Source organism: Salipiger sp. ABN3_019 (genome assembly GCF_056158605.1).
Window position 1 is genome coordinate 1 of sequence record NZ_JBSWTP010000001.1, and the last position, 16,489, is coordinate 16,489.

A 16,489-nucleotide genomic window follows, 5' to 3' on the forward strand; every position below is an offset into this window, starting at 1 on the left:
GGATCACCACATCGACGCTGTGCGCGCAGTAGCGGCGCACCTCTTCGAAGCTCATGTTGAGCCCGGTGCCGAGCACCATCATCGCCAGCCGATCGATGGCCTTGAGCGCGGTGTCGGCGTGAATGGTGGTAAAGGATCCGCCGTGGCCGGTGTTGATCGTTTCGAGGAAGGTGAGGGCCTCAAAGCCGCGGAGCTCGCCAAGGATGATCCGATCGGGCCGCATCCGCAGGCTGGATTCCAGGAGCTTGGCGGGGGATTTTTCCGAGCCCGGCAGCCGGTCCGATTTCATGGAGACGGTGTTGGCGTGGGCCGGGAAGAGCTCGAAGGCGTCTTCGATGGTGACCAGCCGTTCGCGCGGATCGACCATGCCAAGAAGCGCGCGGGCGAAGGTCGTCTTGCCGGTGGAGGTGCCGCCGGAGATCACCACGTTGAGCCGGTCCTCGATGCAGAGCTGCATGGCTTCAGTCACCTTGCCCGCGCCGGTCAACTCTCGCACCTGCTGTGCTCGGTCGCGACGGCGCTTGTCGAGATCGACGAGCTCGCCATGCAGCAGGGCCATGTCCCCGATCTCGAACTTGGACTGCGAATACCGCCGGAAGCAGATCGAGGGCGCGCCTTCGATCACTGGCGCCGCCACAACCTGCGCGCGCAGCGGCGCGCCGCCATGCGTGATCTTGCCCGAGACGATCGGTTTTTTCGCCGAGAGCGGCACATCGACCTCCGAGGCGATCGCCTTGGCGAGGTCTGCGGCCTGGGCCGGCGCGAAGCTCAGCGCTTCGGCCCGCTGCATGTGGCTGTCGCCCTGCCGCTCGACCCAGACGCCGCCATCGGGATTGATCACCACCTCCACCACGTGAGGGTCTCCAAGATAGGGGCACAGAGGCACAAGGTAGCTCGCAAGGAAGGAGGCGCGCGGCGGAGCCTTGTTCATCAGAAGAACTCCAGGTCGCGGTCGACCATAACGGTGATGGCGCTGCCTTGCTCGACTGTGATGATCGGGGGCAGGGTGGCGTAGTCCGCCGCCGCAGAGCTGGTGGCATCGCCAAGATCCTCAGTGACATCGCGGGCAATGTCGGAGGTGGTGTCATCGTCGATCTGCGCGGCGGCAATGCTGGGCCCCGCGCCGATGAGCGAGATCAGCGCGGCATTGCCGAAGCGCGTGCCAAAGCGCGTGTCGACCTGCCCGCTGATGCCGGAGCGGCCCATCTGGTCGCCGCCAAAGGCGGAGAGCTGCACCGATTGGCCGCCCGGTGTCACGAGGCGGGTCCAGCCGATGAGGATGCGGCCCTGGCCGATGTCGATGTCCGAGCTGTAGGAGCCGAAGAGGCGGGAGCCGGAGGGGATCAGCACCTGGCTCTGATCGAAGGACCAGACCGGGTAGTTGACCACGGCCGAGACGGCGCCGGGCAGGGAGGAGTCGACGGCGTTCTCTAGGCTGGCCTGGATCATCGTGCCCTGCAGGACTGTGTAGGACGGATTGGCAATCTCCGTCGCCTGCTCGGTTGGCGTGGCACCGCCGGTGTTGCCAGTGCCGCCGGCACCGCCGGTGACAAAGGCGCGCAGCGCGCTGTCGCGCGACTGCCCGCGCGGGCTCAGCTGGCCGGCTGTGTCCCCGGGTCCGCCGCTCGCCGGTTCTGCGCTGCCGGAGCTTGCGCCGCTGTCGTAGATCACCGCCTCGGACTCGACGCGGGCCTGCAGCTCTTCCTGCTGCTGGCGCCGACGTTCGGCCAGCTCGGCCTCGCGCTCAGCTTGCCGGCGGCGCGCGGCCTCGGCGTCCTGAGCCTCCTGCGCGGCGTCATTGCTGGCGGTGGTGATCTCGGTCTGCAGCGCCAGATTCTCGCGGCGCAGCGACTCCAGCGTCTCTTCCTGCTGCGTCATGCGCTCTTCATTGGCCGCCTGCAGGGACTTCAGCTGGTTGGCGAACTCCTCGCGCATCTGCTGCGCCATTTGGGCATTCTGCTCCTGCGTTTCCTGCAGAGCGCGGGAGAGGTCCGCGACGACGGCGCTATCCTCACTGCCCGCACGACCGGACAGATCGGCGAGGCTCTTCTGCAGCTGCTGCACCTGTTCCTGCAGAGAGGCATTGCGCTCTTCGAGCGCGCTGCGCTGACTGTCGAGCTGGTCCTGGATGAGGCCGAAGTCAAACCCGTCTTCCTCGGGCTCTGGCGCCGCGGCGGGCGCGATATTGCCAAAGCCGCTGCCGCTCGCCCCGTCCTGGAATTCGGTGACATTGGAGGTTTCCACGGGCGCGCTGTCCTCTTCGCCCGCGACCATGGCGTAGGCCAGCACCACGAGCAGGCAGCCCGCGATAATGCCGGAGACCAGTTTGCCGGCGAGCGAGGTCAGCCCCTTCGCCGCGCGGCGGGGTTTGCGCTCAACGTGGTAGGCTTTCTCCTGCGGTGCGCCTTCTGCCTCGAAGTCGGTGTCCTCGAAAGACTGATCGTCGGTGCCTTTATGCTCGGCCATCTCAGAACTCCTTCCCGGCAAGGCTGCGGAGGATGAAGGGATCCACGGTCTTGCCGCCCGCCACGTGGCGGATGCAGATCACCTCGTCGCCGATCCGGATGGTGAAGGCCTCGGCCACACCGCCAACGCGCACGACCCGGCCGCGGGTCTGCGAGTTCACCGTGAGCTCATAGCCCTCGCCGTCGACCGCGAAGATCGAAGGGCGGACCCCCTGGCGGAACTCGAAATACGTCGCATGCCCGTCGTTCCAGACCGCCGTGGGCCGGGCCTGACCGCCGCCGGCGTATTCGTAGCCGGTGTCGCGGGTGCCGATCGCCTTGGGCGTACTCGCGGTCCGGGCCGGCTGGTCCTCGGGATATTTGACCGCGACGCGGTAGGTCGGGGTCTTGCTGCGGCCCTCTGTGAGGACAAAGGCAATCGCGCGGCGCGAGGTGTAGATGGTCATGTTGCTGTGGGCGCTGCCGATGACCGGTTTTACCGAGACCGTGTTGCGGTTGGACAGAACCTCGACATCGAAGGCTTCGGAATCCCCGAGAAGCACCTGCTCGATCCGCTCGCCGCGGCCGAGCTCGAGCGCGGTGTTGGTCCGCAGGTTGGTGTCCACACGGATCACATCGGAGGGGTTGTACCAGACCGAGCGCACGCGGGCGTCCTGGCCCATGGTCTGCGGCGCGCGTTCGGCCAGCGCGGGGAGGGGCAGGAGGAGAAGGGTGGCAAGGGTGAGAGCTTTGGCGTGTCGCATGATCAGCCTCCCAGCGTCTCGGCCGAGACATTGAAACTGGTCACCGTAAAGCCGAGCGGGTTTTCCCAGACCCGCGCGAGGGCGCGTTCCTCGCGCGGCTGAAACTCAAAGCCGATGACCGCGACGAAAGGACGGGTGACGCTGTCCTGCCGCGGCGTGCGCAGGGTCTTTTCATAGCGGACCTGGGCGACGGTCGGCTCGAGGAAGGTGATGGTCTTCACACGCACGGTCACCTCCGCCCCCTGCCCATAGAGGCGGGGCGGGTAGGTCTCGTTGTCGCTGTCGTTGCTCCAGAGCGCCACCAGCGAGCGCCGGGCGCCGCCGGCCGAGCGGCGCTGCACGCTTTCGAGGCGCTCCTGAATGCCGGCCATGAGGAAGAACTCGCGGTCCGAGACGTAAGAGACCAGCAGGCTTTCCTTCACCGCCTGCTCGTCTTCGATGCCGGTGGGCTGCACCTGCATGATGCGCTCCGCCGCGCCGGTGTCGCGGTCCACCAGCACGGTGAAGACCTCGGTCGTCTTGAGCGGCATCATCGTGGCGATGGAGAGGGCCATGAGGACCGAGATACCGGTGGACACACCCGCGACGATCCAGGCGCGCTTTTCGCTGCGGCGCGGGGCCATGATGATGTCCGTATCTAAGCTGTGTTCTTTCACCAAAACCTCCTTCGCGGGCCGATTACTTGCCGCCCTTGGCGACCGATTTCTGCGCCAGGGACACGGCGAGCCGGGCGGCCGCCGCCGCGCTGCCAGGCGCGCCGCCCGCGGCGCTCGAGATTGCCGCGCCGACCGCATGGCCTTCCCGGCGGGCGCCGGAGCTGATCCCGTATTTGGGTTCCTTGCGCCCGGTCATGCCCTCGGCCATGCCGCGGGCGCCGGCCACGGCGCCATAGCTGTGGGACTTGGCCTGCTGGTAGGTGCCGGAGGCAGCTTGCCCGAGGCCGATGGCGGTCGAGCCGAGGGATTGGGCAATGGTTGGGACCATGAACATGAGCCCGGTGCCGAGCATCATGACCACCACGAAGCCGATGATGTCGCCAATGGTCTCGGCGCTCGCGGGATCGGGCGCGAGCATCTTGCTGGTCGCAATGGTGAAGCCGGCCATAGCTGCGGTCAGCAGGGGCACGAAGGCGAACCCCAGGGCGAGCTTTGCGTAGGTCTCGAAGATCGGCGCTGACTGCTTGAAGAGCGTGCAGGCAATCGCCAGCGGCCCCACCACGATCAGCACCGCGATCATCAGTTTCGCGGCGCAGATGACGACGATGGAGATGGTCGCCATCAGGGCTGCGATGAGGAACATGAGCAGGCTGGCGAGGGCGCCGGAGATGTAGGAGCCGTTTTCCGAGACCGCTTGCCCAAGGTCGAGGGCCCGTATGTAGAGCGTATCGAGGCCGTCGTAGAGGTCGGTGACGCTGTCACCTGTCGTGGCTGAAAGCACGGTCCCGCCCAACTGGCTCGGGGTTTCTGTCAGAACGCCGTAGACCGCATCGAAATTGGCAAAGGAGGACAGGAAGATCATGACCAGGGCGATCCGCGTGATGAGGCTCAGCCCATTGCGGAGCGTCATCGGGACGGCCTGGATGGCCAGGTTGATCCCTGTCATCGCCACGAGGAGCACCGCGCCGACGCGGAACACCGGGATGACCGAGCCAGCCACCTCGTTGTAGGCCGCGGCACCAACAGACGCGGCCGTCGTATCAACCGCCGAGAGGACATCTGCAATGATGGCCATCAGGGCGCGTCCCGGCAGGATTCATTGCGGAAAGTTCGGTAGTCCCGATACACCGCGTTCTCGTTTGCGATGTTGTACTCGCGTAGCTTTGCCATTTCGGTCTCGGAGATGTCCTCGGGCATCACGCCAAGGAATTCGACAGAGAACTCTTCGAAGGACCGCGCGGCCTGCGGGCAGGTGCAGGTCTGCTCCTCGAGGCGCTGGACCTTATTGAAGGTCTGATAGGCGGTGCGGGCCGTGCCGAAGTTGAAGCCCGGTTTGGCGAGCAGCCCGACCTTTGGCGGCTCCCGGCGGCAGAGTGCCTCGTCGCCTTCGAAAAAATACATGCTGCGGCTCTGCATCTCCTGCATGATCGCCAGGAGCTCATCACCATCTTCAGCCTCCACCGCCGCAACGGCCGCGGCGCTCAGCTCCGGTGCGGAGGCGGCGCTGTAATCCTCGGCCCAGGCGACACCGCTCGCACCTGCCAGGACGAGGCTCGCCGTCAGGCCCGTGATCATCTTCGCAAACATATCGGTCTCCTCTTTCAAATCGCGTGTGGGGCGCCGCTCAGTCGGCGGTGCCCGAGTAATCAAAGAAGCTGCGCTCCTTGGCCTGCTCGGCGGCCCAATTCACGCCGGTCTGGCCCTGCGCGAGGCCGGCGGCGGCGTTGAGCCGCCACATCTGGCCGAGCATGAAGTTGGTCTCGGCTGCCATGCGGGTGTTGAGATCGACGCTCTCCTTGAGCGTCTCCTGATTGGCGATCTCATCCACGAGCCCGTTGACCCGCTCGAGGCTGGATTCCGCCTCCTCGTAGGAGAGCTGCGCCGCGGCAATCGCCGTCGCGCTGGTGCCGGCGGTTTGGGCGATGACCTTGTCTTGCGGGTTCTCCGAGGAGGAGAGCTGCGAGAGCCGGTCGGAGGTCAGCCCGGCCGAGGCCAGCGTCTCGCGCATCTGCTCGGCGGCGTGCTTTTCGCCCATGGTGACATCGCCATCGAGGAGATTGTCGAGCAGGGCGTCGAAATCCCCCATGGCCAGGTCATCGGCAAAGCCACTGAGATCGGTGATCTTGGCCGCGCGGTCCCGCAGGTCTTCGGCGCTGTTGTAGAGCGTGGCGATGTCATTGAAGCCGGTCAGCGAGTCCCCGATGAACTCGAGGCTGGTGATCTGCTCCATCTGCAACTCGATCTGCTTTTTCAGCTGCTGGATTTGCTCGATCTGGTATTCGGCATCCTGCAGCGCCTGCTGCAACTGCTCGACGTTCTTTGCAAGGTTCGAGCCGTCGATGACCGGCACGCCCTGCGCGAGACCTGGCGCGGCCAGGTAGAGGGTCGCGACGCTGGCGGTGCCGAGGCAGATGGCAAGGCGGCGCAGGGCCGTGCGAGCGGTCCTTTCACTCATCGCGATACTCCCAGAAATTCGTGGCCTGCAGCCCCTGCGCGGCGTCTGAGATGCCGCGGGCGGCTGCAACCTTCACCTGCGCGGCGCGCAAGCGCAGGGTCAGCGCCATGAGACGAGCCCGCTCGGCCATCATGTAGGTGTTGTGATCGACGGCCTGCTTTTCGGTCTCGGTCCTGGCATGCTGCAGGAGGCCATAGATGCGCTGCATCGCGTGATCGATCTGGCTGTTCACCTCGCTGGCGTAGCCCATGGAGGCATCCGACCAGTTGCCCCATTGCGCCGAGGCGCCATCGACCCCGGCCAGGGTTCCCGTCTGATCCTTGCCGGTGATGAGCGAGAGATAGCCATCATAGTAGCTGCGGATCCGGCGAACGTAGTTCTGGGTCTCATCGAAGGGCGGCACGCCGCCGTATTTGTCGACATTGCCGGGCCCTGCGTTATAGGCGGCGAGGGCAAAATCGATCCGACCATAGGACTTGAGCTGGGCGAGAATGTAGCGCGCGCCGCCGTCGAGGTTCTGCCAAGGATCGCGCGGATCCACGCCAAGATCGGCGGCGGTGCCGGGCATCAGCTGGCAAAAGCCCATGGCGCCTACATGCGAGACCGCGGCGTTGTTGAAGCGGCTTTCCTGCTTGATGAGGGACTGGAAGAGGATGCGCCAGGTCAGCGGGGTCAGGCCCGCCGCGCCGACACCCGCATGGCCCTCGTATTTCGCGGCCGTCCCGATGATCATCTGCTCGACGCTGGCATCGTCACCAAAGAGCCGCTGCGCATCGGCGCTGCTTTCCTCCGTCACCGGATAGGTCTCCGCGGCACCCGGGAAACCTCCCGCGCCGTCTTCGAAGCCCGAGACATCGGTCGTGCCAGTCGTCTGCTCGAGGAAGCGCGCGTAGGCTTCGAGCTGCTCCTGGTGCAGATCCTGTTGCGCTTCGCGGCGGCCCAGCTTGTCCTGCTGTTTTTCAAAGTCGCGCTCGCCTTCGGAGAGTCGAGAGATCGCATTGGCGAGGTTCGAGCCGTCGACGATCGGCACCCCCTGCGCCAGAGCGCCGGGAGCGGGGACTGCAGCCAGTATCAGCCCGGCCACGCCCAGTCCCGCCGCCCCGGTCTGCGATGCGGCTGATCTACGTGCGGAATTAGAGCGGGGAGAACTGGCAATCATCGCTCCCCTCCGCGGCAAAACTCATTTGGGACGGGGATGCGACGCCTCGGCTCACCACGGCGCCGCGCGTTGCGGTGGCCGGGATGACCGCGTAGCTACCGTCGGTCCGGAAGGCGCCGGCGCAGGGCGACTTGCGCCCGGTCGAGACGCCAGCCGCGCAGCCGGCGAGGGCCAGCATCAGGGCAGCGGTGGAGAGGAGCTTTGTCATGCCATGTCCTTCCAGAAGTCAGGGTTGCGGCGCCACTCGAAGGGCGCGCGGTCTTCGCCCTTGGCCCCGCCGCCGAGCACGGTGACGAGATCCGCGCCGAGGCCCGAGAGATCGAAATTGACGAAGAGGCTGTCGCCGGCCGAGCGCAGCAGCGCGAGACGTAGACCGCCGGTGCTTTGCGAGACAAACTCCGCCTCGCGGTCATTGAGCTTGAGGATGCGGTAGTCCTCGGGATGGGCCGCGGGGTTCGGAAACAGGATCTGCGTCGAGACCATCTCGGAGATGATTGACCCAACGCTCGACTGCGCGAGGTGGCCGGGCGTCTGGGTCAGCATCATCACCACGCAGTTCTTCTTGCGCATGGTGACCAGCCATTCCTGCAGACGCTTCACGAACATCTCGTCGTTCAGCATTTTCCAGGCCTCGTCGATGACGAGGATGGTCGGACGCCGGTCTTCGATGACCCGCTCGATCCGACGAAAGAGATAGGCCAGAAGCGCGGTGCGCTCGGTGCCGAGATCGAGCAGCTCGCTCATGTCGATGCCGACGACGTCTTCGCCGATTTGAATGCCGGTCTCGGCCTCTTCATCAAAAAGCCAGCCAAAGCGGCCTGCCGCGGTCCACTCGCGCACCCGGGCGACGAGATCACCATCGTCGTCGGTCTGGTTCACCGCCGAGGCCAGGGCCGAGAAGCTGCGCAGTTCGGGCTCGGCGGCCACCACGCGGCGGATCGCGTCATTCAGCGCCACGGTCTGGAAGGTCTCGAGCGGGCGACCGCTCCGCGAGAGAATGTCGGCGGTCCAATCGGTGAGCCAGGCCGCGCCGCGGCTGTCGGTCTCGGTGAGGAAGGGATTGAAGCCCGTGGGCTGGCCGATGCGGACCGTGCTGTAGGTGCCGCCCAAAGCGCGCACCGCCATCTCAAGACCGAGGTCCTTGTCGAAGACCACGATGCGCGCGCCGACGCGGCGGGCCTGCGCCATCAAAAACGCGGTGCCGAGCGTCTTGCCCGAGCCGGGGCGCCCCAGCACAAGCGTGTGCCCGCCGGAAGGTTCCGCGGTCCGCGATCCCGGCTCGTGGAAATTGAACCGGTACTGGCAGGATGAGACTGAGGGCAAAACCGTGATGGTCTCGCCCCAGGGCGACTGGTGCTTGTCGCGCCCGGGCGCGCCGGCATGGAAGGCGGCAAAATCGGCGAAGTTGGTCGAGGTGGTCAGCGCCGCCCGGTGCCGGTAGCGCCAGTTGCCCGGCGCCTGGCTGAAGAACATGGCGCGGGCGGCAAAGCTCTCGCGCACCAGCGTGGCGCCCGACTCCTGCCCGGCGCGCCAGACCTCGGAGGCAGCCTCTTCCAGGGCCTTTTCGCTATTGGCGGTGACCATGACGGTGAGCTGGTGCTTGCCCAGCACGCCGCGCCCGGAGGCGATGTCGTCGAGCAGATCGTAGAGCCCTGCCCGCAGGGATTGCGCAGCATCCTCGGTCGCCCCCATCTGCCGGGCGGTGCGGGCGATCTTTTCTTCGGCCTCGTTGTTCCGGATCGGCGTGAAGCTGTTGGTGACAACGATGTCGTAAGGCAGCTCCAGCGCGTCGAGCACGGTTGGCAGCGACTTGTTCGGCCAGGCCTTCACCCCGAAGATCGCGCCGAAGCGGCGGGACATGCCGTTGTCGATGGCAAAGCGCTTTCCCTTGAAAAGGTATTGCGCGTTGGTCATGGAGGCCGCGAGAAACTGGCCGGGATGGCCGTGCATCGGCTGAAACTCCTGACCCTGCACCGTGCCGAGATAGCCCAGCCAGTCGCCGTCCGAGACGCGCAGGCGACGGAAGCCCACGGCGTGATACATCGCCTGCAGCAGGCCCATGGCCTCGGCAATGCGCTCCTTGCGCAGCGCGAGGTCGGCCTCGAAACTCGATTTGACAGCCCGCCCCAGCCCCATCTTCTGGCTGGCGCTCGGGCGCATGGCGAGGGTGAGCAGCAGGACCCGGCGCTTGAGGGATTTGGCCCTTATTGTCTCGCGCCAGCGCCGGTCGATTTCCGCAGCAAAGCCGCCGTCGTCCATGGGGGCGAGATCGAGTGCTGCGGGGATGGTGATCTTGTTCACATAAAAGCCGAAGCGTTCGCCAAGCTGGCCGACGAGGGGGGCAAAGCCCTGCGTCAGCGCCTCGATCTCCGGCGCCTCGGCGGTGAAGCTGTCGATGCCGCCGATGACGGCCGAGGCGAGAAGATCACCCTGCCGCGTGAGGATGAGGTCATCCTCGGGGGCAGAGAGATAGGGCAGGTGGCGCGCCACCGGCTCTTCGGCAAAGAGGCTCTCGGGCAGTACCGAGCGCAGCAGGGCGCTGTCTTCGAAGAGGGCGGAGAGGCGGTTAAGAGACATAGCGATCGCCCCCGTTTCGCTTGTAGGTCCGGGTGCGCGGGGTGGTGGAGAGAACGCCCGCGACGATCTGGAAGAGATGCGGGTTCCGGTCGGCGACGAGCCAAAGGGCCGGGTAGGCGATCAGGGCAATGCCGAGGAACCGCACATCGTCGAACGCTACAAAGGGGATCACCGAGCCGAGCGCCAGGCTGATGAAATAGCCCAGCGGCAGCCCGAAGAACTTCGGCGGGCGTGTCAGCCCGAGAAACAGGGGGTGCTCTTGCATCGGCATGCGCTCCAACGAAGAAGGCCTCCCGCGCCACACGGGGCGGGGAGGCTCATGGCGTCAGGTGGCCGTGAAGCCGTCGATGATGGTTTCGGCGGAGAAGACGATGACAACGCCGACGAGAATGACGAGAAAGAGCGGCCAGTTGAGGCGGCCGGTGAACATCATGTAGCCGGACCCCACGAGGGCGAGGATCGCGATCAGTCGGCCGATGGGCCCCGTCAGCGCATCGACGATCGTGCCGAGCATGTTCTCGAGCGGGTCGAGGTTTTGCGCCAGCGCGGGCTCGGCGATGAGCGCGAAGATGGGAAAGAGGTAGAGCAGCCCTTTCCAGTTGAGGGAGGTGAGGCGGCCTATAAGCCCTTTGCTGATCGTGGTCATATGCGGTCCTTACCGATGGTTGCCAGGTAGACGTCGAGCACCTTGCGAACGTGCCCTTGTGTCTCCCGGTAGGGAGGAATGCCCTGGTACCGGGCGACGGCATCCGGACCGGCGTTGTAGGCGGCAAGCGCCAGGGGCACCGATCCAAATTCTTCGAGCTGCATGAGGAGGTAGCGGGCAGACCCGTCGAGGTTCTCGCGCGGGTCGTGCGGATCGACCCCGAGGACCTGCGCGGTTCCGGGCATGAGCTGGCCAAGACCGATCGCGCCCACATGCGAGCGGGCCGATTGCCGGAAATTGCTCTCGATGGCGATATTGGCCCGGAAGAGGGCGATCCACTCGACAGGGGAAATGCCCGCGCGGCGGAGGCCGGGATGGCGAGCGTGGGCCTGCGCAACGGTGGAGATCAGGCGCTCGACCTCAGCGGAGCCATGAAGGCGCGAGAGGCCGGGGCGGGAGGGCGCGACGGCGGCAGCAATTGCCTGCGTGCCCCCGGCTTCAGAAGAAAAATCCCTCGGCTTGCCGAAGTCGAGAACCGAGGCGGTGAACCGCCCCGCGTCTCGCGGGCCTCCGAGGTCGATGACCTCGGCATGGGCCCAGGATGCCATCGCCGCGAGCGCGGCGGAGGCACAAAACCGTCTAGTCCTTTGACGTGTCCTCATAGGTTTTCCAAACCGCGCGCTCTCCTACGTGACGCGGAACGGAAATGGGGGAGACGCCGAGGTCCATGCCGAAGGACAGGAGGCCTGTCAGGGTTCGGATGGTCCTCGTCTTGATATCCCTACCGTGGACAAGAAGCAGTCGGTGCGTTTGACCGTCAACCTCGGCAACAGCGTAGAACTTCCACGCGGCCTGGAATTGGTTGCTCACGCGCGCTGGCGCTTCGATGCACTCGACTTCAACTGTCCCACCGGCTTCCAGGGTTTCCCTCACTCCCGCAAGCGTAATCACTGGTGAAACTTCTCTCATTTTTTTGCCTCGTTCCTGGGGTCGTTCGATGTGTCGAGTGACATGGAGGAGGCATACACATTTTTTGGGTAGCGTGAAACAGAAGATGGTGCAATACGTAATTGGTAGATACTACAAGCGTAAAAAGTGCCACATAGTGATGTACAAGACATGATGCGGATGTTTGTGCATACCACCCGCTGCGCCGGAAGTGCTGCCTCTGGGGCGGCCTTGGTTGCGGCGAGTTTTGCAAACTCGGCCGTAGCGCAAACGACAGCGCTGGACTGTGTGCCGCCGCCGGTCCCCAGTGCCGACCTGCCGCAGGACGTCATCGAGGAGTACCGCGATGAGCTTGGACTGGAGTTCTCGAATTACTTCACCGAGGCGCAGCGCTACCTGCAGTGCCTGGAGATGGCGGAGGAGACGGCGCGGCAGGACATCGACGCCGCGCTTGAGGCCTACGCGCGCCTGCAAGCTCTTCATTCAGATCAGAAACATATTCAAGAATGATGGATCGAGCGCAAAACCCGCTGGACATCCAAAGAAGTGATGTGATTGGTTGCAGGCACACTTTTAACGGGAGTAGGGCGATGAAGCATCTCCTCGGCGCTGCGGCCACGGCTGCCGTGGCATTTGCCGGAAGCTTGGCCGTGACATCGCAGCCGGCGCGCGCCTACCAGATCGATTGCGCGATCCTGCTCTGTCTTTCCGGCGGCTGGCCCGCTTCGGCGCCCTGCGTTGCGTCAAAGACGGAGTTCATCCGCCGGATCACGCCGTCGCCGATCGAGCCGCCGCTGCAGATCTGGCGCTGCCCGATGCACGCGGCCTATCCGGGAAACGCGGGGCAAACGCCGGCGCAGCGCCTCTATGATGTTGCCTTTGACCGAGGCGCGCACCCGGTCCAATCACCGTCGCAATCCAGCGGGTTCCACGCTGGCATGGGTGAAGGTGCGGTGCCGCTGGACGCGCTCATCTCTGCGGTGCTGAATGAGGCTGGGGTAGGGGGCGCCCCGAGGCGCGCCCTCTTGCAGCAGATCGCCGACTACACCTCCGAAAATGGCGTGGCCGACATCGACATCAGTGATCCGGTCTTCGACTTCGTGCGCTCGATCCGGGTCTACAGCGTCGAGGTCATGCGCCAGCGCGAGCGGGGCAGCGACAATGACCATTGCGAGCGCTCGAGCCGCGTGCGTGTCGGTCGATATGGCTTGCAGGGCGATTTCTACTGGCGTGACAGCAGTCCCTCGGCGCTACCGGCTGCCTTTGTCGGCGATGAGGGCTGGGGTGAAAGCTGCCCTTACATCTCGCGCCGGTCGGTCTTCGTGGACTGGTCGGACTACCAGGGCAACTACGGCTACGAGCAGGTGAATTACTAGCGGACCGTTTGCCGCGCGAGGCCGCGGCTTGCAGAGCGGACCAAAAGAGGCAGGCCCGTCGCCACATGCGGCGCTTGGAAAGAAAGGAGCAGTTTTCCCACCCCCCAAATAAGAAACCCCGCGAAGGCGGCAACCTTCACGGGGGGAGCTCTTAGAACAAGGGTGTGCAAACCCTTGGAAGCAAGCCTCATCACTTGCGACTCTATCAGCCTCCCCCATTGGCAGACAAGGAAAAACGCACCTGTGCGAACGGGTAAATCTTGTCTGGCGCCGCCTCGCCAATACCGGACGAGGAATACAGACCGATGCATATGGCTGAAGCCATTTTAGAGGCCCGACAACACATCTCCTTCCCCTCTTTGCCGCAGGGCATGGAGCGCGACGGGTTCGTTGCGCTGATTGACGCCGTGGCGCCGCTGCTCGGGGTCAGAAGCGCTTCGCTCGCGACCTTCCGCATCATGGTCGCTGCCACCCGCCCCAGCGCCTTCAAGAGCGGCGAAGAGGAGCCCTGCTGTTATCTCGCGCAATCCGAGATCGCCAAGAAGCGGAAGGTCTCGCCGAGCCGGATCCGGGCGGACGAGGCGCAACTGGTCGCGGCCGGGCTGATCGAGAAGCGCACCATGGGAAACGGCGCGCGCTCGGGCTTTGTCGGATGCGGCGTGTACTTCTCCGTGGCCATCAAAAGGTGCCAGGAGTTCCTGGCGCTCCGCGAGGGCATCGAAGAGGGACGCCAGCATCACGCGAAGCTGCGCGGGCTTCGCAGCATCCACAAGAAGCACCTGAAGAGTTGCCTCGCCGAGCTGATCGCGGAGCATGGCCGGACGGGCGAGGTCGAGGACATTGCCGAAGCCTTCGAGGCCTGGCCAAGCGCGGACAAGCTGCACCGGATGCCCGTGGAGGAGCTCGAGGCGCATGTCGCCGAGGCGGACGTGCTCTGCACTGCGGCGCTGGATCTGCTGCAAGCGATGTCAAAAACGCACGGTCGACCGCACAAAAACGAGCGGTCCTATATACAAGATACAACTCAAGATTTTAACGAAGTACCTTGTAACGCCAGCGTTGATCAGCGGAGCGCGGGCAAGCCCGCGCACACGAATGTAGAGGACGCCTCGCCTAGCGGCGCGCCGTCTTGCCGAGAAGAAAAGGCTGGAGCGGGGGACGCCGAGCACAAGTCCAAAATCCTCACAAACATCCCGATCCAGACATTCATCCCGCTCGCTTCCGAGGAGATGCGCTTCTACTTGGATGCCCGCCGGCAGGGCCGGGGCGGCTGGTCGAGCCTGCACCTGCATGATTTCACCGTCGCCGCACTTTGTCGCCTGCCCGAGCTCGGCATCAATCGCTCCGCCTGGAACGATGCGGTGCGCAAGATGGGGGTGGAAGACGCGACCTGGTGTGTGTTCATCCTCGATGCCAGGGCCAGCGATCCCGAAACACCGATCCTCAGCCCCGGAGGGTATCTACGGGCCATGACGCGCCGGCACGAGGAGGGCACGCTGAACATCGTTGGTGGGCTCATCGGGCTGTCGATGCGCCAGAATGCACAGTAGCGGCGGGGTCGCTGCGATGCGGCAGGGCGGGCAGGGCGGCGGCTTTCCAGCGTGAGGAGGTGAGTTCGGGGCGTTGGCCGCTGGCGTTAGGGCAAGGCGCGTAAGTGACAGAAAACGCGCGCAATTGCGCCCGTGACGTGGAGGGTGAAGCCGTAAAATGGCCGCAGTTACGTAAGGTAAGCAAATTCCCGCTCAGGTTGAGCCATTCGCATTGCAGTCAACGTGTAAGCTCTTGTTACTTCCCGTCATGGCGCGACCGAGTGCGCCGCGAAAGACGGCAGGCCGCGTGTTGGTGGGGTCCGCCGGGAAAGGGAATGCAATGAACCAATTCAACCACTCCGCCTATGAACAGGAGATTGGATCGGTCGAGGAGGAACCTCGACAACGGACGCGACTTGAGACCCTCGCCAAGGCGGGCGTCCTATGGGCCGACCCCTTGGTGCCCAAGAAGCAGGTGATCGCGGAGACGGGCTTTGACGCACGAGAGTTGCGCCGCCTCTTCGGCAGGAGACGCCGCCCGCCCGTGTGCGACCTTTAGTTAGGCCCGCATCCTCGATGCAGTTCCTTCGCGCGCCAGCTCGTCGCCAGAGCGCGCGAACGGTTTGCGGAACAAGGCCTCGGAAACCTGTCGGCCGTCGTCGATGTGGGGCGGGCCGGCAGGAGATAGCGGATTTTTCAGGGGTCGGATTTTGGCACCCCCTCAGGGACTTCGAAGTTCGTGGCGTCTGGGGAACATGCGATATGCAAAGGTTGATCTTGCCATGAATACAGAAACTCAGGAGCTGCTGCGCGAGTTGGCCCAGAACGCCGAAAGTGTGTGCCGTCACTATCTCTCCGCCGGGCGGCGTGAAGGCGGGTACTGGCTGGTTGGCGACCTGCAGAACACGCCGGGGCGCTCGCTTTACGTGCGCCTCACCGGCCCTGATGAAGGCAAGGGCGCACGCGGCCGCTGGACCGATGGCGCGACCGGCGAATACGGCGACCTGCTCGACATCATCAAGGCGCGGACTGGGATCGCCCGGTTTCCCGATCTGCTGGCGGAGGTCCGGGCACACCTCGGGCGGCCCATGCCGGCGGCGCATCCGAGCACGCCTCGAACGCGCAAAAGCGCATCCGGCAAACGGATATCCGCAACGCGTCTCTATGAGGGGTCGGTTCCACTTTCCGGGAGCCTGGCAGAAACCTACCTCCAGCGCCGTGGCATCACCCGCGCGGCGTCCGCGACAGCGCTGCGCTTTCATCCGCGCTGCTGGCATCGCGATCACGACGAGGCCGGATCCAAGCCGCGTCCCGCGCTGATCGCGGCGGTGACCGACAGGGCAGGGCGCCTTCGCGGCGTACATCGCACCTGGCTCGCGGAGGACGGATCGGACAAGGCACCCGTCGAGGTGCAACGCCGGGCCATGGGCGAGCTTCTGGGCAATGCTGTGAAAATCGATGCCCCGGGTGAGTGCCTTGCGATCGGCGAAGGTCTCGAGACCATGCTGTCGCTGCGCGAGGCCCTCCCGGGGCTTCCGGTCTGGGCTGCGCTTTCGGCTGCGCATCTCGGCGCCGTCGATCTGCCCGAAGGAATCCGCCAGCTCTACATCGCGCGAGATCTCGACGATGCCGGCCAGGCCGCGGCAGACAAGCTGAGCGCGCGGGCCAGGGACGCAGGTATCTCGGTTTTGGTGCTCGAACCCCGCCTCGGGGATTTCAACGATGACCTGCAGGAGGATGGCGCAGCCGCGCTGCGGCAGCGGCTTCTTGGCCAGCTTGAGCGCGCCGATCTGGTCCGCGTTGCGCTCAAGAGTTGATGGACCGAAAGCGCTGAGCGCCATGAAATTGTCACCATCCACGCTGCCACGCGCGGCAATCGAAGATTGATCGCGGCGCGCCACCTGCTCGGGAGCATGGCGAAGAGGCTCCGACCTA

The 16,489-nt window shown here is 65.1% G+C and carries 18 protein-coding genes, 1 tRNA gene and 1 pseudogene; 6 read left to right on the plus strand and 14 right to left on the minus strand.

All coding sequences use genetic code 11. The features are described 5' to 3' along the window. The 10 genes from ACXAD2_RS00005 to ACXAD2_RS00050 form a co-directional block, all read right to left on the minus strand. Positions 1-931: ATPase, T2SS/T4P/T4SS family (locus ACXAD2_RS00005; protein ID WP_475165285.1), on the minus strand; the 931-nt coding region annotated here is incomplete at its 3' end. Then, on the minus strand, positions 931-2,466 hold the full coding sequence (locus tag ACXAD2_RS00010) for a TraB/TrbI/VirB10 family type IV secretion system protein (RefSeq protein WP_475165286.1): 1,536 nt from the start codon (positions 2,464-2,466) through the stop codon (positions 931-933). The genes ACXAD2_RS00005 and ACXAD2_RS00010, both read right to left, overlap by 1 nt. A gap of 1 nt (position 2,467) precedes the next feature. After that, positions 2,468-3,208, minus strand: a complete 741-nt coding sequence (locus ACXAD2_RS00015) for a TrbG/VirB9 family P-type conjugative transfer protein (protein ID WP_475165288.1) — start codon at positions 3,206-3,208, stop codon at positions 2,468-2,470. A gap of 2 nt (positions 3,209-3,210) precedes the next feature. Continuing rightward, a complete protein-coding gene (locus ACXAD2_RS00020; protein ID WP_475165290.1) occupies positions 3,211-3,864 on the minus strand; it encodes a VirB8 family type IV secretion system protein in 654 nt (217 codons plus the stop codon). Positions 3,865-3,886: 22 nt separating this feature from the next. After that, complete coding sequence (locus ACXAD2_RS00025; RefSeq protein ID WP_475165292.1) at positions 3,887-4,939, minus strand: TrbL/VirB6 family protein; 1,053 nt, start codon at positions 4,937-4,939, stop codon at positions 3,887-3,889. Then, entirely contained in the window at positions 4,939-5,451 is a 513-nt protein-coding gene (locus tag ACXAD2_RS00030) for a hypothetical protein (RefSeq protein ID WP_475165295.1), read from the minus strand. The genes ACXAD2_RS00025 and ACXAD2_RS00030 overlap by 1 nt, the downstream gene beginning before the upstream one ends. A gap of 37 nt (positions 5,452-5,488) precedes the next feature. Continuing rightward, positions 5,489-6,319: a type IV secretion system protein gene (locus ACXAD2_RS00035; RefSeq protein WP_475165297.1), complete on the minus strand. Its 831-nt coding sequence runs from the start codon at positions 6,317-6,319 to the stop codon at positions 5,489-5,491. Beyond that, positions 6,312-7,478 carry a lytic transglycosylase domain-containing protein gene (locus ACXAD2_RS00040; RefSeq protein ID WP_475165300.1) on the minus strand — a complete coding sequence of 389 codons (1,167 nt, stop codon included), beginning with the start codon at positions 7,476-7,478 and terminating at the stop codon, positions 6,312-6,314. The genes ACXAD2_RS00035 and ACXAD2_RS00040 overlap by 8 nt, the downstream gene beginning before the upstream one ends. Further along, complete coding sequence (locus tag ACXAD2_RS00045) at positions 7,453-7,686, minus strand: hypothetical protein (RefSeq protein ID WP_475165301.1); 234 nt, start codon at positions 7,684-7,686, stop codon at positions 7,453-7,455. Before ACXAD2_RS00045 ends, ACXAD2_RS00040 begins: the two co-directional genes overlap by 26 nt. Next, positions 7,683-8,951 (minus strand): VirB4 family type IV secretion system protein, encoded by a 1,269-nt coding sequence (locus ACXAD2_RS00050; RefSeq protein WP_475165304.1) that lies wholly within the window; start codon positions 8,949-8,951, stop codon positions 7,683-7,685. Before ACXAD2_RS00050 ends, ACXAD2_RS00045 begins: the two co-directional genes overlap by 4 nt. Here ACXAD2_RS00050 and ACXAD2_RS00055 point away from each other — a divergent pair. Next, positions 8,910-9,011 (plus strand) — tRNA-Phe (locus tag ACXAD2_RS00055). The two genes, ACXAD2_RS00050 and ACXAD2_RS00055, sit on opposite strands and share 42 nt — an antisense overlap. On the opposite strand, the pseudogene ACXAD2_RS00060 reads toward ACXAD2_RS00055, so the two are convergent. From ACXAD2_RS00060 to ACXAD2_RS00075, 4 genes and pseudogenes are all read right to left on the minus strand, one after another. Further along, positions 8,967-10,055: pseudogene (locus ACXAD2_RS00060) on the minus strand (VirB4 family type IV secretion/conjugal transfer ATPase); the annotation flags it as partial. The gene ACXAD2_RS00055 and the pseudogene ACXAD2_RS00060 sit on opposite strands and share 45 nt — an antisense overlap. Further along, positions 10,045-10,320, minus strand: coding sequence for a VirB3 family type IV secretion system protein (locus ACXAD2_RS00065; RefSeq protein WP_164213867.1), 276 nt, complete (start codon positions 10,318-10,320; stop codon positions 10,045-10,047). The gene ACXAD2_RS00065 and the pseudogene ACXAD2_RS00060, both read right to left, overlap by 11 nt. 60 nt (positions 10,321-10,380) lie before the next feature. Beyond that, positions 10,381-10,701 (minus strand): TrbC/VirB2 family protein, encoded by a 321-nt coding sequence (locus tag ACXAD2_RS00070; protein ID WP_475165307.1) that lies wholly within the window; start codon positions 10,699-10,701, stop codon positions 10,381-10,383. After that, positions 10,698-11,309 (minus strand): lytic transglycosylase domain-containing protein, encoded by a 612-nt coding sequence (locus ACXAD2_RS00075; protein WP_475165309.1) that lies wholly within the window; start codon positions 11,307-11,309, stop codon positions 10,698-10,700. Before ACXAD2_RS00075 ends, ACXAD2_RS00070 begins: the two co-directional genes overlap by 4 nt. Before the next feature lie 178 nt (positions 11,310-11,487). Between ACXAD2_RS00075 and ACXAD2_RS00080 the strand changes: the two genes are divergently transcribed. The 5 genes from ACXAD2_RS00080 to ACXAD2_RS00100 all read left to right on the plus strand — a co-directional run bounded on the left by ACXAD2_RS00080 (position 11,488) and on the right by ACXAD2_RS00100 (position 16,371). Then, the gene (locus ACXAD2_RS00080; protein ID WP_164197529.1) at positions 11,488-11,658 is read left to right on the plus strand and encodes a hypothetical protein; all 171 of its coding nucleotides are present in this window, start codon (positions 11,488-11,490) and stop codon (positions 11,656-11,658) included. A gap of 171 nt (positions 11,659-11,829) precedes the next feature. Further along, positions 11,830-12,159 (plus strand): hypothetical protein, encoded by a 330-nt coding sequence (locus ACXAD2_RS00085; protein ID WP_475165311.1) that lies wholly within the window; start codon positions 11,830-11,832, stop codon positions 12,157-12,159. Between the two features lie 80 nt (positions 12,160-12,239). Beyond that, positions 12,240-13,025, plus strand: coding sequence for a hypothetical protein (locus ACXAD2_RS00090; RefSeq protein ID WP_475165313.1), 786 nt, complete (start codon positions 12,240-12,242; stop codon positions 13,023-13,025). Between the two features lie 311 nt (positions 13,026-13,336). Then, positions 13,337-14,575, plus strand: a complete 1,239-nt coding sequence (gene repC / locus ACXAD2_RS00095) for a replication initiation protein RepC (RefSeq protein ID WP_475165314.1) — start codon at positions 13,337-13,339, stop codon at positions 14,573-14,575. A gap of 761 nt (positions 14,576-15,336) precedes the next feature. Continuing rightward, positions 15,337-16,371 (plus strand): DUF7146 domain-containing protein, encoded by a 1,035-nt coding sequence (locus ACXAD2_RS00100; protein WP_475165316.1) that lies wholly within the window; start codon positions 15,337-15,339, stop codon positions 16,369-16,371. Positions 16,372-16,489 lie beyond the last annotated feature (118 nt).

Coding starts and splice junctions, on each gene's coding strand:
- ACXAD2_RS00010 (WP_475165286.1), bottom strand. CDS start 2,466: ATGGCCGAGCATAAAGGCACCGACGATCAGTCTTTCGAGGACACCGAC.
- ACXAD2_RS00015 (WP_475165288.1), bottom strand. CDS start 3,208: ATGCGACACGCCAAAGCTCTCACCCTTGCCACCCTTCTCCTCCTGCCC.
- ACXAD2_RS00025 (WP_475165292.1), bottom strand. CDS start 4,939: ATGGCCATCATTGCAGATGTCCTCTCGGCGGTTGATACGACGGCCGCG.
- ACXAD2_RS00030 (WP_475165295.1), bottom strand. CDS start 5,451: ATGTTTGCGAAGATGATCACGGGCCTGACGGCGAGCCTCGTCCTGGCA.
- ACXAD2_RS00035 (WP_475165297.1), bottom strand. CDS start 6,319: ATGAGTGAAAGGACCGCTCGCACGGCCCTGCGCCGCCTTGCCATCTGC.
- ACXAD2_RS00040 (WP_475165300.1), bottom strand. CDS start 7,478: ATGATTGCCAGTTCTCCCCGCTCTAATTCCGCACGTAGATCAGCCGCA.
- ACXAD2_RS00045 (WP_475165301.1), bottom strand. CDS start 7,686: ATGACAAAGCTCCTCTCCACCGCTGCCCTGATGCTGGCCCTCGCCGGC.
- ACXAD2_RS00050 (WP_475165304.1), bottom strand. CDS start 8,951: ATGTTCTTCAGCCAGGCGCCGGGCAACTGGCGCTACCGGCACCGGGCG.
- ACXAD2_RS00065 (WP_164213867.1), bottom strand. CDS start 10,320: ATGCAAGAGCACCCCCTGTTTCTCGGGCTGACACGCCCGCCGAAGTTC.
- ACXAD2_RS00070 (WP_475165307.1), bottom strand. CDS start 10,701: ATGACCACGATCAGCAAAGGGCTTATAGGCCGCCTCACCTCCCTCAAC.
- ACXAD2_RS00075 (WP_475165309.1), bottom strand. CDS start 11,309: ATGGCATCCTGGGCCCATGCCGAGGTCATCGACCTCGGAGGCCCGCGA.
- ACXAD2_RS00085 (WP_475165311.1), top strand. CDS start 11,830: ATGTTTGTGCATACCACCCGCTGCGCCGGAAGTGCTGCCTCTGGGGCG.
- ACXAD2_RS00090 (WP_475165313.1), top strand. CDS start 12,240: ATGAAGCATCTCCTCGGCGCTGCGGCCACGGCTGCCGTGGCATTTGCC.
- repC (WP_475165314.1), top strand. CDS start 13,337: ATGGCTGAAGCCATTTTAGAGGCCCGACAACACATCTCCTTCCCCTCT.
- ACXAD2_RS00100 (WP_475165316.1), top strand. CDS start 15,337: ATGAATACAGAAACTCAGGAGCTGCTGCGCGAGTTGGCCCAGAACGCC.